Annotated in this window: 15 protein-coding genes and 1 pseudogene; 4 read left to right on the top strand and 12 right to left on the bottom strand. The window is 35.9% G+C overall.

The genetic code is table 11. The features are described from left to right. Nucleotides 1-16 precede the first annotated feature (16 nt). Nucleotides 17-1006, top strand: a complete 990-nt coding sequence (locus tag D2K40_RS06515) for a stage II sporulation protein M (RefSeq protein ID WP_117154143.1) — start codon at nucleotides 17-19, stop codon at nucleotides 1004-1006. Here the strand turns inward: D2K40_RS06515 and D2K40_RS06510 are convergent. The 5 genes from D2K40_RS06510 to D2K40_RS06490 are packed head-to-tail and all read right to left on the bottom strand — an operon-like array spanning nucleotide 978 to nucleotide 5970. Beyond that, a complete protein-coding gene (locus D2K40_RS06510; protein WP_117154141.1) occupies nucleotides 978-2330 on the bottom strand; it encodes a DUF58 domain-containing protein in 1353 nt (450 codons plus the stop codon). The genes D2K40_RS06515 and D2K40_RS06510 overlap by 29 nt on opposite strands. After that, on the bottom strand, nucleotides 2284-3213 hold the full coding sequence (locus D2K40_RS06505; RefSeq protein WP_117154139.1) for an AAA family ATPase: 930 nt from the start codon (nucleotides 3211-3213) through the stop codon (nucleotides 2284-2286). Before D2K40_RS06505 ends, D2K40_RS06510 begins: the two co-directional genes overlap by 47 nt. Beyond that, on the bottom strand, nucleotides 3210-4343 hold the full coding sequence (locus D2K40_RS06500; protein WP_117154137.1) for a DUF4350 domain-containing protein: 1134 nt from the start codon (nucleotides 4341-4343) through the stop codon (nucleotides 3210-3212). Before D2K40_RS06500 ends, D2K40_RS06505 begins: the two co-directional genes overlap by 4 nt. A 1-nt stretch (nucleotide 4344) precedes the next feature. Then, nucleotides 4345-5004, bottom strand: coding sequence for a DUF4129 domain-containing protein (locus tag D2K40_RS06495; protein ID WP_117154135.1), 660 nt, complete (start codon nucleotides 5002-5004; stop codon nucleotides 4345-4347). 36 nt (nucleotides 5005-5040) lie between these two features. Continuing rightward, nucleotides 5041-5970: a hypothetical protein gene (locus D2K40_RS06490; protein WP_117154133.1), complete on the bottom strand. Its 930-nt coding sequence runs from the start codon at nucleotides 5968-5970 to the stop codon at nucleotides 5041-5043. Between the two features lie 183 nt (nucleotides 5971-6153). Here D2K40_RS06490 and D2K40_RS06485 point away from each other — a divergent pair, with 183 nt between their 5' ends. Then, on the top strand, nucleotides 6154-6831 hold the full coding sequence (locus tag D2K40_RS06485; protein ID WP_117154131.1) for a CPBP family intramembrane glutamic endopeptidase: 678 nt from the start codon (nucleotides 6154-6156) through the stop codon (nucleotides 6829-6831). Between the two features lie 164 nt (nucleotides 6832-6995). Further along, complete coding sequence (locus tag D2K40_RS06480; protein ID WP_117154129.1) at nucleotides 6996-8261, top strand: L-lactate MFS transporter; 1266 nt, start codon at nucleotides 6996-6998, stop codon at nucleotides 8259-8261. Nucleotides 8262-8369: 108 nt separating this feature from the next. Here D2K40_RS06480 and D2K40_RS06475 read toward each other — a convergent pair whose 3' ends face one another. Further along, a complete protein-coding gene (locus D2K40_RS06475) occupies nucleotides 8370-8564 on the bottom strand; it encodes a YwbE family protein (protein WP_117154127.1) in 195 nt (64 codons plus the stop codon). A 303-nt stretch (nucleotides 8565-8867) separates the two neighbouring features. On the opposite strand from D2K40_RS06475, the gene D2K40_RS06470 reads away from it, so the two are divergent. Then, on the top strand, nucleotides 8868-11873 hold the full coding sequence (locus D2K40_RS06470) for an efflux RND transporter permease subunit (protein WP_117154125.1): 3006 nt from the start codon (nucleotides 8868-8870) through the stop codon (nucleotides 11871-11873). A 106-nt stretch (nucleotides 11874-11979) separates the two neighbouring features. On the opposite strand, the gene D2K40_RS06465 is transcribed toward D2K40_RS06470, so the two are convergent. From D2K40_RS06465 to D2K40_RS06440, 6 genes and pseudogenes are all read right to left on the bottom strand, one after another. Continuing rightward, a complete protein-coding gene (locus tag D2K40_RS06465; RefSeq protein WP_117154123.1) occupies nucleotides 11980-13266 on the bottom strand; it encodes an RNA-guided endonuclease InsQ/TnpB family protein in 1287 nt (428 codons plus the stop codon). Further along, nucleotides 13259-13660: pseudogene (gene tnpA / locus D2K40_RS06460) on the bottom strand (IS200/IS605 family transposase); the annotation flags it as partial. The gene D2K40_RS06465 and the pseudogene tnpA, both read right to left, overlap by 8 nt. 299 nt (nucleotides 13661-13959) lie before the next feature. Further along, a complete protein-coding gene (tkt, locus tag D2K40_RS06455) occupies nucleotides 13960-15966 on the bottom strand; it encodes a transketolase (protein ID WP_117154291.1) in 2007 nt (668 codons plus the stop codon). A 70-nt stretch (nucleotides 15967-16036) separates the two neighbouring features. Further along, a complete protein-coding gene (locus D2K40_RS06450; protein WP_117154121.1) occupies nucleotides 16037-17476 on the bottom strand; it encodes a PTS mannitol transporter subunit IIBC in 1440 nt (479 codons plus the stop codon). Between the two features lie 158 nt (nucleotides 17477-17634). Beyond that, complete coding sequence (locus tag D2K40_RS06445; RefSeq protein ID WP_117154120.1) at nucleotides 17635-18072, bottom strand: PTS sugar transporter subunit IIA; 438 nt, start codon at nucleotides 18070-18072, stop codon at nucleotides 17635-17637. Between the two features lie 36 nt (nucleotides 18073-18108). Beyond that, nucleotides 18109-19275, bottom strand: coding sequence for a mannitol-1-phosphate 5-dehydrogenase (locus D2K40_RS06440; RefSeq protein WP_117154119.1), 1167 nt, complete (start codon nucleotides 19273-19275; stop codon nucleotides 18109-18111). Nucleotides 19276-19298: the final 23 nt, after the last annotated feature.

Raw genomic sequence — 19298 nt, 5'->3', positions numbered from 1 at the left:
ACTGGTAGGTGATTCCATGCAATTAAGGCAATTTATCCAGCAATACCGTAAAGACTGGAAGGAACTTGATCAATTAACAAGTACCTTACAAAAGAGAAAGAAAAACCTCACAAGCACTACTATTGATAATTTCGACCAACTTTACCAAAAGGTTGCACAAAACCTTTCCTATAGTCAAACCTACTTCCCTAATGAGGATGTAACAGAGCATTTAAACGAGATCGTTTCGAAAGCACACAATGTGTTATATCAAGAACAACAATCATCTTGGAAACAAATACGATACTTTTTTTCAACCAAATTTATTGGCTTGTTACTCGAACAATGGAAAGCTATCGTATTCGCTATGATTTTACTTTTGTTAGGTGGGTTAGCTAGCTTCTTGTCTGTAATCGATAATCCCCTACATATAAACCGTATATTACCTGCTGAAATGGTACAATCGATAGCAGATCCAGGTGAATTAGAAAATGTCTCTGATAGTGTAAACACTTCATTAATGTCAGCTCAAATTATGACAAATAACATTAAAGTTGCTTTCCTCGCCTTTGCTGGCGGAATTACATTTGGTATTCTAACGCTTTATATTTTAGTATATAACGGGATCTTAATCGGTGCACTTGCAGGTCTATTCTGGACTTCTGGAAACTCTTATGTTTTTTGGGCCTATATTGTGCCACATGGTATTATTGAATTACTTGCAATATTTATTGCTGGTGGTGCAGGTCTGTTAATGGGCTATAAGTTATTCGTTCCTGGCAATTTATCAAGACTCTATCAACTAAAAGTGCAGGCGGTTCGATCAGTGCAGCTTTTACTTGGTACCATTCCACTGTTCATTCTTGCAGGAATTATCGAAGGGTTTATTACACCAGCAGACCTATCTCTTGAAATAAAATACGCCTTTGCAACTTTGACATTTGTTGGTTTTATTTTATATATGTTAGTAGGGAACTATTTTTTGAAAAAGCAAAATGCTAAAGCAAACCACGATTTAGTTGATTAATATAATGTGACACCGCTGTAACAGCAAGTTTGTCTTCTGGGGCTTCAAGCATAATAATGCCTTGATTATCCCATTTGAGCACTTGCTGTTTTTTAAATTGTACCTCTTTCTGTGCCATCGTTTTTTCCATTGCAATAACTTGTGTTTCCGGATAGATTTTTATCCTTTCCTTTAAAAGCTCATCCTCAATGCCAATCATCATAAATAGATGTTTCTTTCGAACTCGTTTAATAAATAATAATGTGCGATCTTCATGGATAAATGTATGCACATCACTAAATAACAAAAACAAACTTCTTTTCTTTTGAAGTGTTTGGAGGTATTGCACCACATTCACATAATCTGATTCACTAGCATCTACTTGTATGTGATAAATCGATTTTAAAATCACATCTAAATGATCCAAACCTTTTGCAGGCGGTACATAAGCTTTAATACCTTTTGAAAAAGCAACAACTGAGACATAATCACCGTTCTTTAATGCAGCTGCTGCCAAGGTAATGGCAGCTTCCATTGCTTTTTCTAATCGATTACCATGTTGTAATTCCACGCCCATCATTCGGCCACAATCAATAAGTATTGTGACGTACTTACCGTGCTCTGGCTCATAATCGTTTGTCATTACTTCTTGTAATTTAGCAGATTGTCTCCAATTAATTTTTCGTGGGTCATCTCCAACAACATAATTACGCACTTTAGCGAATTCACCGACTCCACTTTTTTGTTTACGTATCTTTAATCCCTCATGTAACAAATAACGTTGTGAACTCGCTAGGTACTGTTTTGCCTCCGTTAAATTCGGAATCACCTTAACCGTCTCTTCTATTTTAAAGGTAATTTGTTTTTCCCATAACCCATACAGGCTTTTATAACGCACATAAAGTTTTTCAAGCCCATACTTCCCGCGTACAAGTGGAAAGACCTGATAATTAATGCCATTAATGCCAGTAGTAATTTTATAGTTAACCGGAAAAATCGTTTGAAATGAAGTTGGGATCCCATCTACAAACCGTATTTCGCATGAGAATTTGCTATAATTATTTATTTCAACAGTTATCGTTTGATTAGCGTAACGCTCCATTTCTTTCGGCATCACTCTTTTCGCATCCAATTGATTGCGATTAGGTGAAAAGAACAAATCTACCAAACTGATGAGTAAAATCACAGCATTAAGAAAACCAATAAAAATCCACGATGCACCTAAAAGACTTAACCCAGTGATCAGCAACCCAGAAATTAATAGAATGAAAAGCAACTTGAAAGTTGGAACAATCCCCCTATCTTGGAACAGGAATCGCCCCCACCAATTCTTGAATAATTTCATCAAGGTTTGTACCCTCCAATTCTGCATAAGGGGATAGTTGTAGACGGTGACGAAGGCTTGGTCGAGCAACTATCTTAACATCATCAGGTGTAACATACTCTCTTCCAGCCAGATACGCCCATGCTTGTGCTGTCTTTCCAATCGCAATTGCAGCACGTGTACTCGCACCAAATTGAATCGCCTCTACTTCTCTCGTTTTTCGGACAATCTGCATAATGTAATCAGCAATACTATCCTGTAAAACGATTCTCTTTACATCCTGCTTTATTTTTATTAAAGTGGCTGGCGTAAATAACGCCTCCATATTAGTAATTTCTATTTTTTCTTCGATCACTTGTTTTAAAACGTGTGTCTCTTCTGCTAAACTTGGAAAATCGATTAATAACTTAAACAAAAAACGATCTTGTTGCGCTTCTGGTAAGGGGTATGTTCCTTCATATTCAATTGGATTTTGTGTAGCCGCAACGAAAAATAACTCAGGTAATGCGTACGTTTCCCCTTGTATCGTTACTTGTTGTTCTTCCATTGCCTCTAGTAGTGCTGCTTGTGTTTTCGCAGGTGTCCTATTTATTTCATCAGCTAATAAAACATTGGTAAAGATCGGTCCCTGTAGCGTCTGAAATTTACTCTCCTTCATGTTATAAATTGTACTTCCTGTTATATCACTTGGCAGTAAGTCTGGGGTGAATTGAATACGATTAAAGTCGCCACCTACAAGCTTCGCCAATGCTTTTACCATCTGGGTTTTCCCTGTACCTGGCACACCTTCAATTAACACGTGCCCCCCTGCTAACAGCGCAGTAAGCAGTAAACGAAGGTTAGTTTTTTGACCAATAATTCGTGTCTCATATTGTTCCAATAAGGACGTCAATTGTTCTCTCATCCTTGTTCCACCTCTTTCCGTAAGCGATCAATTTTTTCTGACCATACTAAAAATTGTTGTTTTGTTACTTTATCTTGTATTAAAATTTCCTGTAAACCAGTGATCACTGACTCAATTTCTTTTCTGTCCATCCCTTTTAATGAACGATCTATTGCATCTAAACTAGTAGACCAACTCTTGTGGTAGGGTATGCCATACCTTTCTTGTAACAGTTGTTTTAAGTAATTTGATTGAATACGGACGGCATCTTGATAGTTTTTCCCTTTGAGATACCATAATCCTAAAGCCTTTAGGCGTTCATCACTAAATCGGACGGTAGCTTCACGAGGCTCAACGACTGGTCCAAACCGTTTACCTTTTAGCAATAACCATAACAGGCTCAGTATAAATAATTGTAATGTCGCGACTAAAAGCCATTTTGGATATACAGAAAAGGCCGATAGGGTTCCCGCTGTCTCATATGTATATGCATCAAACTTTATTGAAGAATAATGCGAGAAATCTATTAGTGACAGAGCAATAGCAAGATGATCATGCTCAAGTATCATCTGATTTGTCAACCAATCGGGTTCTGTCATCACGATTAATTGTCCATCACCAAAATTCCGCTTTATTGCTATAGGATCATCTGATTCATCGACAAGCAAAACCTCATCTTTTTCTTTAGTAACTAATCTCTGAGATGATTGGACGCTCGCCTGGTAATTACCGATTCCATCTAAGATGATTGCTTGCTCATTAATCGCCTCTGCAAAAGTTGTATTCAAATCAAACATGCCATCAGGATTTCTTTTTAGTAATACAATTGTATTACCAGCTTCCATATAACGCTGATATGCTTCTTGAGTAGCCTCTTCAGAGAACAAAGGAGGTTCTATCATCATAAGTAATCCATTTTCTTCATTAGTTGGGAGCGATCGTGACATACTTTCCCAACGCTCTACATCTGTGTATTCTTTTTCTAAAAACTGATAAAAAGCCTTTGTACCCATTGGAGCCGGTGAATGAGAAACATAGGCTGGGTATTCAGCTGGCTCTTCTTCAAACAGAACAATGCTGAAAGCAGTAAAGAGAAAGACTAGACTTACAAGCCAAATCCAGGTTCTTTTTTGTTTCAATGCTTGTGACATCTCAATCTCCCTCCCTATCTAGCTCAACAATCGTAAGCTTAAAGTCATTCAAGCCTTTTGTGATTCGTTCACGGTAAGAGAAGAAGGCCTTTTCTGATATCCACTTCTCACCATACGTTACTTCTTCAAAAATAAGGGCTAACTGATAAAACTCACTTGCAAGATCACTATTTGCAACTTGCAGTTCCGCATAATACTCCCAATTTGTTTTCCACATTCTAGCTTCTAACAACTCTTTCTCATGTAAGGCCAATAAGAAAGCTAGAAACAGATGACGCGTTGCTTCTGCATATGCTTGCTTCGTTTCTAATCGATTCGCTTCATTTAAATGGTCTAAACTCGAGAAATCTTGCTCCTTTAGTTGATGCATTGGTTGGTAATTTTTTAAGTTCCTCTTTCTTATCCAATTTCGACTTGATAAAAAGATAAAGAAGAATACTAGTATGATAGCTGCTATTAACAACAAAACAACTAATGCATCACCAACACTACTTGATGGTTGAAGGGAAGAGAACCAACTCGAAAATAAGTCCATAATCCAATTTTTAAACTTATCCCACCAAATCTGGATAAAGTTTCGGTTATCTTGCAAATAAATTTGATACTCAGACTGATTTAAAATCATTTCTAACGAATCTTTTGCCTGGTTCACATTTTTCATCTACACTCACCCTAACTGATATCACAATGCCCGTTATTAACTATCCGTTTTTTGATAATCATCAATTAATCCTTTTAAGTCCCCTGCTGTATTTCGTACTTCCGCATCAAAATACATAACAGCATGACCTACTGTAAAGAACAATGTTGTAATTAAAGCAACAAAATTCATAATAATCGTGTATAAAACACTTACACCTAAAAAGCTAGCAGGAACATCAAACGCAAGGTTAAAAACAAACATAATTAATCCCAACACAATGTATATCCAAAAATATTTCCATGTTCTTTTTTCAGTTAGTGCCCAACTCTTACCTAAACCAGGTGCAACTCTGTCAAATAACACAGCTGGTAGATAAAAACCCCAACGTGTTAATAAAAGACCAATTCCGATAAAACCACCTATTAAGAAAAGTAAAATAAAAGCTATAGAAGTAATAGGATTTACCATAGATGTTACAAGTGCACCCGTAAGAACTACCATTAATGGAATAAAGATAATTGCAAAAGCAATAAGACCAAACAGCAAACTACTCCATAAAATTGGCCAGAAACGAGAAAAAGCTGTTTTAATAACAGAACCAACTGTATAAGATTCGTTGTCTTTCAGTCTTTTTATTAAAACAAAAATAGCAGCGCTTGCAATTGGATAAAAGATGAGTGAGAGTAAACCAACAAAAAGGCCTCCAAAACCTTCTACAAATGAAGTTTCTACCGTTACAGCTGTTTGATTAGCTGTTTGATCATATGTTTTTATCATCTGGTCAATCCAATTCTCCCCCTCGGCTAAATCTCGGAAAAAATTGCGACCGCTCATCAATTGTGTGAGTGCTTGTATTAAAAATACTGGACCCATAAAAACAAATAAGATAAGAAATAAACTTGAAAAATGTTTTTTGGTGATTTGAAAAGTTAGATCAAGAATTTCTCCAATTCTTTTCGGCTCATTCAATCGTATTTTACTCATAAATATATCCCTCCAAAAAAATTACATATTTTAACCATTTTATCATTAAATTGTTTTAAATAGCATTCAGAAATGGAATTATTTTAAAATTCCTAACAACAATTGTGTTAAAAATTGCCATACTTGTATGCTATAATGATTTTAATTATTAATCATGCGATTTATGAAAAGTTGGTGTAGAAAATGGAGACAAGAAGAAGCTTAGTAGTGATCTTATTACTTGTTACAGTAGCTTGCGTGATCATGGCCTGGATAGACGCTATTTTATCACCCGATTATACAATCAAATCTTCCATCAAACTTGTACTTTTTTTATTGATTCCTGCTAGTTATGCATTACTTGATCGGACAACTTCCTTCCGGCAACTATTCAAGCTAGAAAAGGGGGAAATCCTATTCCCGTTATTACTTGGTGTGGGAGTTTACGCGTTTATCATTGGAGCTTACTTTCTCGTCGGCCCATTCTTTGACCTTTCCAATATTACTGTATCTTTGGAGAACAACATTGGTGTATCAAAATCAAACTTTGTTTTTGTCGCTCTATACATATCATTTGTTAATTCCTTACTGGAAGAGTTTTTCTTTCGCGGTTTTGCTTTTTTATCACTTAAAAAGGTCTCTTCACGAAAAATTGCTTACATCTTTAGTGCTGGTGCCTTCTCTCTTTATCATGTTGCAATCATGACAAGCTGGTTCAGCCCGATGTTGTTTGTTCTACTTGTTGTCAGTCTTTTCATAGCCGGTTTATTATTCAATTGGCTTAACGAAAAAAATAACACAATCTATCCTTCCTGGATGGTGCATTTAAGTGCAAATCTAGCAATTAACACCATTGGATTTATCTTGTTTGGGATCATTTAACTAATTTCAAGATATTAAAAGTTACAAGTTATTGATGTTTTTACAAAAGTTGGTTAAATCAATAAATATATAGTGATTAAATTCACATAATGTTCACCCATTGTATGTATTTTTTTGATATAGTAATAAAGGAAAATATAAATACACATCATTTGGAGGTTACTATGAATAAAAATCGTTGGCTTATAGCTTTATCTACTATTGCGATTCATTTATCGATTGGATCTGTATACGCATATAGCGTTTTTAAGAATCCAATGTCAGATCAATTAGGTTGGAATAGTAAAGAAGTTAGTTTATCATTTACAATCGCAATTGCTTTTCTAGGATTATCTGCTGCAACCTTTGGTAGATTAGTAGAAAAATGGGGACCAAGAAAATCTGCAACAATTGCAGCAATTTTATTTTCAGCAGGGTTATTGGGTGCTGGACTAGCAATCAGTATTGAATCACTTCCACTATACTTCGTAACTTATGGGGTACTTGGCGGGATTGGACTTGGTATTGGTTATATCGCTCCTGTTTCCACTTTAGTAAAATGGTTCCCGGACAGACGTGGTTTTGCAACTGGTATGGCTGTAATGGGCTTTGGTGCAGGTGCATTAATTGCAAGTCCTGTAGCAAGTGCACTTATCCAATCAGTTGGGTTATCTACAACATTTTTAATTTTAGGAGGTACTTACTTAGTCTTAATGCTTAGTGGTGCATCTTATATCGCTCGTCCGCCTGAAGGTTGGTTACCAAAAGGCATGCAACAAGAAGCAACAGCTGATAATAAAAAGAAAAAAACTGTATCAACTGACTTAGCTCAATTAACTGCTAACGAAGCAGTAAAAACACCACGTTTTTGGTTATTATGGGTGATGATGTTTATTAACATTTCTTCTGGAATCATGATTATTTCTGTTGCATCACCATTAGCGCAAGATAAAGTTGGAATGACTGCTATTGCTGCCGCTTCTATGGTAGGAATCATGGGACTTTTCAATGGTGGCGGAAGAATCGCTTGGTCATCTATTTCTGATTACCTTGGAAGAAGTAATGTTTTTGCACTATTCTTTGGTGTTCAATTTGTATTATTTTTCTTATTACCTAATATTTCAAGTCCAATTTTATTCCAAGTATTTATTTTCATTATTCTTTCTATGTATGGTGGAGGTTTTGCTTGTCTACCAGCATTTATTGGAGACTTATTTGGAACAAAGCAACTCGGGGCGATTCACGGTTACCTTCTAACAGCATGGTCTGCTGCGGGCGTATTTGGTCCAATGTTAGTAGCAACTATTAAAGATGCAACGCAAAGCTATAATATAACATTCTACGTATTTGCTGGATTACTAATTGTAGCATTCGCTACTTCCATTGGAATGAAATTTAGCATTAACAGTGTTAAGAAGAAAAACTTAGAAACAACTAAAGCAGCTGGATAATTAAGATGTTAAACGAAGCAGGCGCCAAATTGGCAGCCTGCTTTTTACTATGTAAAAATATCTGCAATCCTATAGAAATATAACCAAAGGATCACAGATATCTTAGTATTACCCTATTATTTCTTTTACTCTACCTACAATACCATCTTCAAGTTTTACTTTAATACCGTGTGGATGGGTTTGTGAATTGGTAAGAAGTCGTGCGACAACGCCTTCTGTTAACTTGCCAGAAGATTGATCTTGCTTTTGAACTACTCTTACTTTAGTGCCTATTGCTATATTACTTCGTTTCGTACCTTCCATAATGAGTCACCTTTCTGTTATCAATTACTATTAAATTAAATCTTTTAACAAAATCATAAATACAATTAAACTTTTATTTTACACTTTTAAATTAAAAACACAATAAGATCTAAAATCGAGAAAACGCTAATCATTAAATCACCACACCATATCTTGCAGTCTACGTCTAAAGACTTAACAAAAATACAACTTAAGTACATTCTTATGCTGACATGTTAGAGGTAAGATACATATTGGATAAAGGTAATGCGTAAATGTAGTTTAGTGAGCAAAAATAAGTTTGATAATGGATGGAGGAATCATATGAATGTGGTGAAGTTTATTGTACAAAAGAAAATATTAATTGGATTAATAGTTGTTTTAACACTAATAGTCGGAAGTTTCGCAGTATTTAAGTCAGACAAAGAATTATTGCCAGCTATCGTGTTTGATGGAGCATATGTCATAATTGGTGCAGGTGAAATGTCGGCGATCGAAGTGGAACGGAACATTACAAACCCACTAGAACAAGAACTATTATCCATTGAGGGAGTTGAGGGGATTATATCAACTACCAATATTGGAACGAGTTCATTACAGCTCACTTTAGAAAAAGGCAAAGGTTCTAAAATTTATGAAGAAGTAGAAGCAGTTGTTAACTCTTCAACTACTCAAATGTCAGGAATTCAATGGATTGAAACTGGTCAGTCAGGAACTACTCAGAACTATGAATTTTTTATGGATATCTCTAACGGAAAAATGGAAGAGATGACATCCTTTGCAAAAGATGTACTTGAACCCAGACTAGAAGCTCTACCTGAAGTCCATGATGTTTTATTGGACGGGGGCATAGAACACGAAGTAGCAATTGAACTTAACCGTGAAAAAATAAACACACATGGCCTCGATATCACCCATGTGATAGCAACAATTCAACAATTAAATAACGAGGCAACAATTGGTGAGATACAATCTGGTGATGAGATATCTTCCCTTCGTTGGACTACAAAACTAAATGATATTGACGATATCAAAAATATTAAAATCCGTACCGAAAATGGTTTTATAGCATTAGAAGACATTGCTCTAATAACTTTTCAGCCAATCGAAGGATCCTCATATGTATGGAAGGACGGAACTAAGAATTTAATTTTTGTTCAAGTGGGTCGAACTTCAGAAGTTACCCAAATTGACATGGCTGAAGCAGTTCGTGAAGAGGTTAACATTATACGACAAGAAAATCTAGTTAAAAACTTTGATTTAAATGAAATGGTGGCACAAGCCGATTATGTCAGCGAATCAATTAATGGTGTATCTAAAAACATCATAATAGGTAGCGTTATTGCAATTGTGATTTTACTCCTTTTCTTACGGAACATTCGCGCCACTTTTATTGTGGGTATTGCTATTCCAACATCTGTGTTACTTACTTTTACAGCAATGTGGTTTTTTGAGTATAGCTTTAATATCCTTACTTTAATTGGATTAGGTTTAGGGATTGGCATGATGGTGGACTCATCCATTGTGATACTTGAATCTATTTATCGCAAAAAAGAACAAGGCTTAGAACCATTTATTGCAGTTATTCGTGGAACAAAAGAAGTTGCAACCGCAGTAATAGCATCTATGTTAACAACTATTGTTGTTTTCTTACCTATAGCCATGTTAGGTGGGGACATCGGGCAGTTTATGATTATACTATCCATTGTTGTGGCAATTACATTAATAAGTTCCGTAATTGTATCATTTACACTAATACCCGCTCTTTCCGAGAACTTTTTGAAACTAAGTAACAGGAAAAAAGTGAAAAGTCATAATCGTTTTATTAAAGTCTACAGTAAGCTTGTTTCTTGGGCAGTAAGAAAAAAACGTCATAGCCTAGCGATTATTGGTACTTTTATAGTTATATTCGTTAGTTCATTATTTTTGGTCACTAAAATCCCAATGACCATCATGCCTGATTTCTTTAATCGTTATGCTGAGATAATGATCGATGTAGAAAAAGGGCTCTCTCCTGAAGAAAAAGAGCAACTAGTTCAAAAAATAAATGAAGAACTAAGTACGGTTCAAGATGTTAAAACCAATTATGTGATGGATAGTGGAGGCATGCTGTACTCCATCATTAATATGACAAAAGAGGACAATATTACGAGAAAGCAAGCAGATGTAAATGATGAGATATTCCGTTCACTACGGGGTCTTAAAGACAAATACCCTATAAAAAGTGTCCAAAATGCAATGAGCGGAGGTGCTGGTAACCCTGTTCAAGTTAATATTACAGGAAATGATTTTGAAAAGTTAGAAACACTTGCGGCAACGTTTATTAAAGAGCTTAATAGTATAGAAGGGCTTGTTGGTATTACCAACTCCATGGAGCGTACTTCTCCAGAACAAGTGATTAAACTAAATCAAAGTGAAATAGAAAAAGCAGGCTTAACTCAGAATCAAGTAAAGCAGTATCTGGAACAGGCATTTTTAGACATACCTATTTCACAAATGAGCTATATGGAAGAGAATATACCGGTCACTATAAAGTGGGATGAAAAAACAAAAACAAAATCGGATGTGCTCAATCTAACTATCCCTACCCTTTTAGGAGAGAAAAAATTACAAGACTTTATAGAGCTTAAAGAAGTAAACACACCGAATGTAATAAACCATTCCGATGGTGAACGCTATCTGTCTATTTCAGCAGATATTGAGGATAAAGACCTCGGATCAATCAACCGTGAAGTGCAAGCACTAATCGATGAATTTGAGCCACCAACAGGTTATAGCATTACTGTTTCTGGAGGCTTAGAGCAACAACAAGAATTAATGCAAGAAATGATTATTGTTTTAGCAATTGCCGTTTTCTTAGTTTATTTAGTAATGGCAGTACAATTTAACCACTTAATTCAGCCACTTATCGTTATGTCTGTCATTCCAATGACAATAGTTGGAGTCATTGGAGGACTCTTCTTGACGCAACGTGAACTTAGTGTTCTTTCTGGTATGGGGATTGTCATGTTAATAGGAATCGTTTTAAATAATGCTATCCTATTTATCGATCGAACCAATCAATTACGAAAGGATGGATATGACGTTCAAGGTGCCCTAATCAATGCTGGTAAAGATAGAATCCGTCCAATCTTAATGACAACCTTAACCACAGCTGGCGGCATGCTTCCACTAGCACTAGCAGGGGGAACTTCAGGTAACTACCAAGCTCCTATGGCTACGGTAATAATTTCTGGTTTATTGTTTGCAACCTTTATAACATTATTACTAATCCCAGCAGTTTATCGATTAGTCAGTCAACAACCCATGACTGAAGTCACGGGCTTGTAAGGTCTTAAGACCTTTAGAATTCACAGCGGACAACAAGACTAGTGTCTTGCCCTTTAAACCACGCTAGAGGTACTGTTTAGGCTCCAAGCAACCTGTTTTTTATAATTTAAGCCACAACTATTTGTGGTAGAATTTTATCTTTAGTATACCGTTCCCCATATTGTTTAAGGTTGAACGCAGCGTTAATATCTCGGTCAAGATGTGCGCCACAAGAAGGGCAATCCCATTCACGAACAGCTACATTGCCTTTTAGTGCCGTATTCTTATGACTACAAGTGGAACATAATTGTGTAGACGCAAAACCTTTCGGTGCTTTGACGTAGTATTTTCCTTGCTGTTCCAGTTTGTATTTTATATACAAGCGGAAGTTACCAAACCCATTATCTTGCTGATTTTTGGCATAATGCTTGTTTTGTCCAATCGCACGAAGGTCTATGTTTTCTACTATAATCATGTCATAGCGATTCGCAAGAGCATAGGCTTTCTTATGAAGCCAATCTTTTCGTTGGTTTGCAACTTTGTTCTGTAGGCTTGAAACAATTAGTCGCTGTTTTTCCCAACGATTAGAGCCCTTCACTCTGCGTGACAATATGCGTTGTTCTTTGGCTAGACGTTCTTTCATTTTTCGATAATATTGCGGATAATTGGCTTTCTTACCCTCGCTATCTACGAAAAGATGAGATTGAGAATAATCTAGTCCCATAATGCGAATTGGTGCGCCAATGCTTGTAATTTCCTTTGAAAATTCAACACAAATAGACACGTCAAATTGTCCTTTCGTATTCATAGTAACCGTTACATTTTTAATTTTACTACCTTGTGGCAATGGTCTATGTGTATGTAACTTCAACCCAACGGCTTTCACAGAAGACTTTTGCGCCGATGGAAGATATAATATGTCATTTTCCATATAGATATTTCCGTTTTGGTTAAATGTTGTGTAGCTAGCTTTGCTACCTTTACGAGCATGGAATTTGGGCATTCCTTTTAAATCACGAAATGTCGGTTCTATCCCTAGTTTCTTCTGACGTTTCAAGGCAGCTTTTTTGTATTGTTTTTTATAAGCAATTTTATTAAAGGCTGTAATTGCCTTGTTGAAGTGTTGCTTTGCTTCGTTAGAAGCAAAGGCATCTACAAGATACAAGTAGGCTAGATTATCGTCACTTACGGATTGTTTTTTAAATGCAGAAACAGTCGGCATACCCATCTTCTTTAAAGAAGGTAGTTTGTCACCAATTTGATACTCGTTCTTTTCCAAGTAGTTATATAGATAGGCAACGTGAAGGTTATACATCTTTCTATCTGCACCAAAACACTGTCGCAAATACGTTTCTACTTCATCAGAAATAGGGATAGCACGATACACATAGCCACGGTTTACTAATTCAAGCATTGGTTTCACCTCCAATCATTTTTTCTTTTTGGTTTTGGATATATCCGTGAACCTGTTCTTCGGTATTTTCGCTAACTGTTGCGATAAAATAGCTAGGATTCCACAAATGACCTCTGCAAAGAAATTCCTTGATTTCAGGATGGCGTTTAAATAATCTCCTAGCTGAATGCCCCTTTAAGGTTTTCACAACAGTGGGGATATAATGCTGGGGCTTTAGGGAAATCAACATATGAATATGGTCTTTATCCGTTTCCATTTCTTCAATCGTTATCTCGTGGTCTTTGCAAAGTTCACTAAGAATGTCTTTCAACGATTGTTCAATCTCATCGACAAGGACCTTTCTTCTGTACTTTACACAACACACGAGATGGTATTGAAGCGAATAGACATATCCTAATGCCGTAAATAACTTTTGACACGGCTATCACCTCATGTTCATTTTATCACATGAATATAGAAAAGCGTTGATTTATGAATGGTTTTTATTCTCTTTTAAATATCACATGTGGCTTTTGCTCCGAAATAAAATGTCGGACAATTGAGTTAGCAGAAGCTAACCCTTGTCCGAAGTCGATTCATCTCATGACTGAAGTCACGAGATGAATCGACTATTGCCTAAAATATAGACAATAACCAAATAAGTCCTACAACACAGAACGTTCTGTTGTAGGACTTATTTAAATTATTCAATTACTAGATTTGCTTAAATAAATTTTTATAGGCGTTTACAACTGTTTCAACTGTAAATCCATAGTTCTCTATGATAGTTGGTCCAGGGCCACTAGCACCGTACCGATCGATACCTATTGTAGTGCCACCAAGTCCAACATACCGCTCCCATCCAAATGTTGATCCCATTTCGACAGAAACACGCTTTATCACATCGCTTGGAAACACACTTTCTTTATACGCTTTTTCTTGCTTTTCAAATAAATCAAAACTAGGCATAGAAACAACAGAAACGTCATGTCCTTTTTCTATTAATACTTTTTGTGCTTCAAGTACAAGCTGTACTTCTGATCCTGTAGCTATCAAGATTCCTTCTGGCTTATCTCCTTGTTGAGCAGAAAGAACATACGCACCTTTCTCGACATGTTCTTTTGCTAATTCACCCGTCCCAGGTAAAACCGGTAAATTTTGTCGAGTCAACACAAGCATAGTCGGATGATCTTGTGCTTTCAACGCAATACGCCATGCTGCTGTGACTTCATTCCCATCAGCAGGACGAATGATAGATAAGTTCGGTACAGAACGAAAGCTTGATAACTGTTCAACAGGTTCATGAGTTGCTCCATCTTCACCAACTGCGACAGAATCATGAGTCATGACATAAGTAACAGGCAAGTGCGATATAGCTGCTAAACGGACAGCCGCCCGAAGATAATCTGAGAAAACAAAGAACGTTCCAATATATGTTCTAGTTCCCCCATGAAGCATGATTCCATTAGCGATTGCGCCCATCGCAAATTCCCGTACACCATACCAAATGTTTCGACCTTCAAACTGATCGTCACTAAAATCTTTGTCATCAGCAATCATCGTATTATTAGAGGATGATAAATCAGCTGATCCGCCCCATAAAAAAGGAACCCTACTTGCAAGTATATTTAATATTTCATTACTAGATTTGCGAGAGGCCACACCAGGATCACTTTCTAAATATACTGGCAATTCATTGTCCCAATTATTAGGCAATTGATTGGTCAGTGATAATTCAAACTGCTTGGATAGAGTAGGATGATCTATCCGATATGCACCCCTGATCTTTTCCGATTCCAATTCAGCGTCTAGTCCTCTATCTTCGACCGTTGCTTTAAATCGGTCTTGCACTTCTGTTGGCACAAAGAAATCTTCATCTTTCCAACCATAGAATTCCTTTGTAGTTTTTATACCCTCATGTCCTAATGGCGCTCCATGCACCGCGTTGGTTCCTGCATTTGGTGCACCAAAGCCAATAACTGTTTTTATTTCTATGATTGTTGGTTTATTAGATTCTAACTTTGCCATCTCAATAGCTGCATTGATCTCTTCTAAGTTATTTCCATCTTCAACTAATAGATATTGCCAACCGTATGCTTCAAAACGTTTTCCAACATCTTCAGTAAATGCTTTGGAAGTTGGACCATCTAAAGAAATATCATTTGAGTCGTAAAGAACAATTAGTTTCCCTAGTTTTAAATGCCCAGCTAAACTTGCCGCTTCTGACGATACGCCTTCCATCAAGTCCCCGTCACCACAAAGTGCATAACTATAATGATCAACAATATTATAATCTTCTTTATTATACAATGCAGCTAAATGAGCTTCTGCCATAGCCATGCCAACGACATTAGCAAACCCTTGTCCTAGTGGACCAGTAGTTGCTTCAACACCATCAGTATCATTGACTTCTGGATGCCCTGGTGTTCTGCTTCCCCATTGCCGGAAATTTTTAAGGTCTTCGATGGTTACATCATATCCAGAAAGATGTAACAGACTATAAAGCAACATCGATCCATGTCCTGCAGATAAAACAAATCGATCTCTATCAAACCAATTTGAATTTTTAGGATTTACTTTCAAATGCTTCGTCCATAGAACATATGCCATAGGCGCAGCCCCCAGGGGTAAGCCTGGGTGACCTGAATTCGCCTTTTGGATACCATCTATACTTAATGTTCTTATCGTATTTACCGCTAAGTGATCTGTCTTATCGAACAATAACATCATCCCTTCACTTACTATCTAATATGCATTAGTACATTTTTGTCTTTCTATAAACATTGCAAGATTACCCCTTAAGCTCGTTAATTAAATCCTCAAGCTTTGGATCTCCTATATAATTTTCAATACTTATAATTTTTTTATCAGCGAATGACATTTTTGTCCTATCTAAGAGGTTTTTGTGTACGACTATAATATCAGAGTCTTTAGGAACATCCTCAATCCTATAGTGCTTGACTTCAATACCATTTATATTTTCTTTTTGTAATTTTTTTCTGAAGGTTGTAGCACCCATTGCACTACTTCCAGCACCTGCATCACAGGCAAAAGAAATTTTTTCAACTCCACTACTTTGATTTGAAACATCTTCAGAAGAGTTTAGAATATTCTTTCCTTCTGATTTCATAGCTTTAGATTTTTCGATTGAATTAGTTAACTCTTCTTCAACCTCAGGTTTTTTGTCTAGTTTTAATATTATAGAAGTAACAATGAAAGAAACTATAGTAGCTACTATTACACCCAAAATAATGCCTGTAAAGCTTCCATTAGGCGTTAATGCAAGATATGCAAATATTGACCCTGGGCTAGGTCCAGCAACAAGTCCAGCTCCAAATAGTTGAATCGTTGCAATACCAGACATTCCACCCGCTATCATACCTAAAATTGTAAGTGGTTTCATTAGTACGTATGGAAAATATAGTTCATGGATACCACCAAAGAAGTGAATTATGATTGCACCCGGTGCAGTTCTTCTAGATACTTTCTTACCAAAAAAGGTGAATGCCAAAAGTAAGCCAAGACCAGGACCAGGGTTAGAAGCTACGGTAAAGTAAATAGACTTTCCTGCTTCAAGAGTCTGTTGCATACCTAGTGGGTAATAAATCCCTTGGTCAATTACGTTATTTAAAAATAATACCTTTGCAGGTTCGTTAATTAAAGAAAGTAATGGTAGAAAACCAGTTGCCACTAAAGCTTCAATTGCAGATGTAACAAATTGATTTGCAGATTCAATAACTGGGCCAATAAAAGAAAATGAAACTAGCATTAATAGAAAACCTAAAATACCAATTGAAAAATTATTGATAACCATTTCAAAACCAGCAGGAATTTTATTCTCTATTAATCTATCAAACTTTTTAATAAGTAATCCACCCAATGGACCTATTATCATTGCTCCTAAAAACATCGGAATATCTGATCCAACGATTAAGCCCATGGCACCAATAGCACCCATTACAGCCCCTCTTTGCCCAGCAACCATTTTACCTCCAGTAATAGCTAATAATAGTGGTAGTAGATATGTTATACTTGGGCCAACCATTGAACCTAAAGTTTCATTTGGAATCCAACCAGTTGGTATAAACAACGCTGTTAGAATACCCCATGCTATAAATGCTCCAATATTAGGCAGTACCATATTCGTTAAGAAACCGCCTCCTGCTTGGATACGCGCACGGATTGATGGACTCGACTTAGAATTCTGTGTTACTGGCGTTTCAGTTAACATTTATATCATCCTTTCAATTTTATTATAAGTTAATTATGAAAACAGGTACCTACGATTAAAGATATAACTCTAATACTTAATACTCTATTACAAATATAAAATAATTAGATGATTAAACTAAAACCTCCCCGTTATTATAAGAATTTCAAAACACAGAATCACTCTACCATTTTAATTAAGTTAATTATCTCCTCCTCACTCTGAGCATTCTCCAATTTATATTTAATATCTTCTTCAATTAATAAAGAAGATAAATCGGATAACAAATCCATATGCCCTGAACTGTCTTCAGCTGCTAAAACTATTACGATGCCAACCTCTTTTTCTTCCGGAAACAAAACAGGAGTGTCTAATTTCAAAAAGGAGATCCCTGTTTTGATAACCCCACCCTCATTTCTTGCATGGGGCATTGCTACTCCAGGCATAATCACTATATATGGTCCATACTTGTGCACATTTTCAATCATGTCTCGAACATAACTTTGATTAATAAAATCTTTATTTAACAAAGGTTCAGAAGCTACTTTTATCGCTTCCTCCCATGATGACACTCTTTTTGAGAACACAACATTACTCTCCAAATGTTTACTTAACATTACAACATATCCTTTCTAAAGTAAGATATAAGATATTTATATTAACATTTCCTTATTATTTTTAAAATGATTGTAATTTTCTATTATTGCATTTCTTATTCTCTCATTTTCTATTTTAGTAAAATGAACTATCGCGTTATCTATTCCGTTATCTCTAACATATTGTTTTAAAGTTTTCGATTCTTCATCTTTTGGATTATCAAACAAAAATGCAGCTGCAATTACTTTTATCAGATGATTTACCGGTAACTCATGCTTTAACAGTTCTTGTGTTGGCTTTACTAAACGTTCACCACAACCTAATTTCCTTATAGGTGATCTTCCTACTCTTAAGACATCATCTTTAACATTTTTATTTTTGAATCGACTTAATGTCTTTTCAATATAATCATTCATATCTTTTTCATTAACCTCAAATTTTCTAATCAAGTATTGAGCTGTTTCATTTAATGTACCTCTAACAAATTCCTCGATCTCTGGATTACTCAATGCGCTTTGAACAGTTTTCTCATTGTTAATGAATCCTATATATGCAGCTGTGGCATGCCCCATATTCACAGAGTATAATTTTCTTTCAATATACGGATTTAAGTCATCAACATATAGAGCACCTTTTATTGGAGGTGAATTCAAATTAACCATTTCTTTTTTATTAATAACCCATTCATAAAAAGGTTCAACTAAAGCAATTTCATCTGTATCACTTTCCTTAGATAAAGCTAGTCGATCAATTGCGGAATTTGGAAACCCTACATTTAAAATGATTTCCTCCATATCTTTCTCTGATACATGTTTTGCTATTTCTTGTTTCAAAGTAGTTGTAGCATTAACAGCATTTTCGTTTGCAATAATATCTAATTTATCCTTATTTTCTTTCAGACGTCTTAAAAGGCCTGTCGCAATAACTTTTGCTATACGAGAAAGATTATCAATCCCTACTGAGGTTGTAATAATATCCGCGTTTATAACACCTTCAACAACCTCTTCTACTTGCAAAGCACCATTTAATGCTGTAACTGGTGAAACAACTTCAATTGTATGATTATCATCTAATATTTCTACTAAATATCTGTTATTGCGATTAAAATTATCAACCACTTCTTGATTCACATCAACAAAACAAACATCGTAACCTGTTTTATTCAATAAACTACCTATAAAGCCTTTACCAATATTCCCCGCTCCAAAGTGTAATGCTTGCACCGTTACCCCCCCTATAGCAATTT

Source organism: Paraliobacillus quinghaiensis (genome assembly GCF_003426025.1).
Classification (GTDB): domain Bacteria; phylum Bacillota; class Bacilli; order Bacillales; family Amphibacillaceae; genus Paraliobacillus_A; species Paraliobacillus_A quinghaiensis.
This window is presented reverse-complemented; position numbering and strand designations above follow the sequence as displayed.

Coding starts and splice junctions, on each gene's coding strand:
- D2K40_RS06505 (WP_117154139.1), bottom strand. CDS start 3,213: ATGAGAGAACAATTGACGTCCTTATTGGAACAATATGAGACACGAATT.
- D2K40_RS06500 (WP_117154137.1), bottom strand. CDS start 4,343: ATGTCACAAGCATTGAAACAAAAAAGAACCTGGATTTGGCTTGTAAGT.
- D2K40_RS06480 (WP_117154129.1), top strand. CDS start 6,996: ATGAATAAAAATCGTTGGCTTATAGCTTTATCTACTATTGCGATTCAT.
- D2K40_RS06495 (WP_117154135.1), bottom strand. CDS start 5,004: ATGAAAAATGTGAACCAGGCAAAAGATTCGTTAGAAATGATTTTAAAT.
- D2K40_RS06485 (WP_117154131.1), top strand. CDS start 6,154: ATGGAGACAAGAAGAAGCTTAGTAGTGATCTTATTACTTGTTACAGTA.
- D2K40_RS06445 (WP_117154120.1), bottom strand. CDS start 18,072: ATGTTAAGTAAACATTTGGAGAGTAATGTTGTGTTCTCAAAAAGAGTG.
- D2K40_RS06475 (WP_117154127.1), bottom strand. CDS start 8,564: ATGGAAGGTACGAAACGAAGTAATATAGCAATAGGCACTAAAGTAAGA.
- D2K40_RS06515 (WP_117154143.1), top strand. CDS start 17: ATGCAATTAAGGCAATTTATCCAGCAATACCGTAAAGACTGGAAGGAA.
- D2K40_RS06490 (WP_117154133.1), bottom strand. CDS start 5,970: ATGAGTAAAATACGATTGAATGAGCCGAAAAGAATTGGAGAAATTCTT.
- D2K40_RS06465 (WP_117154123.1), bottom strand. CDS start 13,266: ATGCTTGAATTAGTAAACCGTGGCTATGTGTATCGTGCTATCCCTATT.
- D2K40_RS06510 (WP_117154141.1), bottom strand. CDS start 2,330: ATGAAATTATTCAAGAATTGGTGGGGGCGATTCCTGTTCCAAGATAGG.
- D2K40_RS06450 (WP_117154121.1), bottom strand. CDS start 17,476: ATGTTAACTGAAACGCCAGTAACACAGAATTCTAAGTCGAGTCCATCA.
- D2K40_RS06470 (WP_117154125.1), top strand. CDS start 8,868: ATGAATGTGGTGAAGTTTATTGTACAAAAGAAAATATTAATTGGATTA.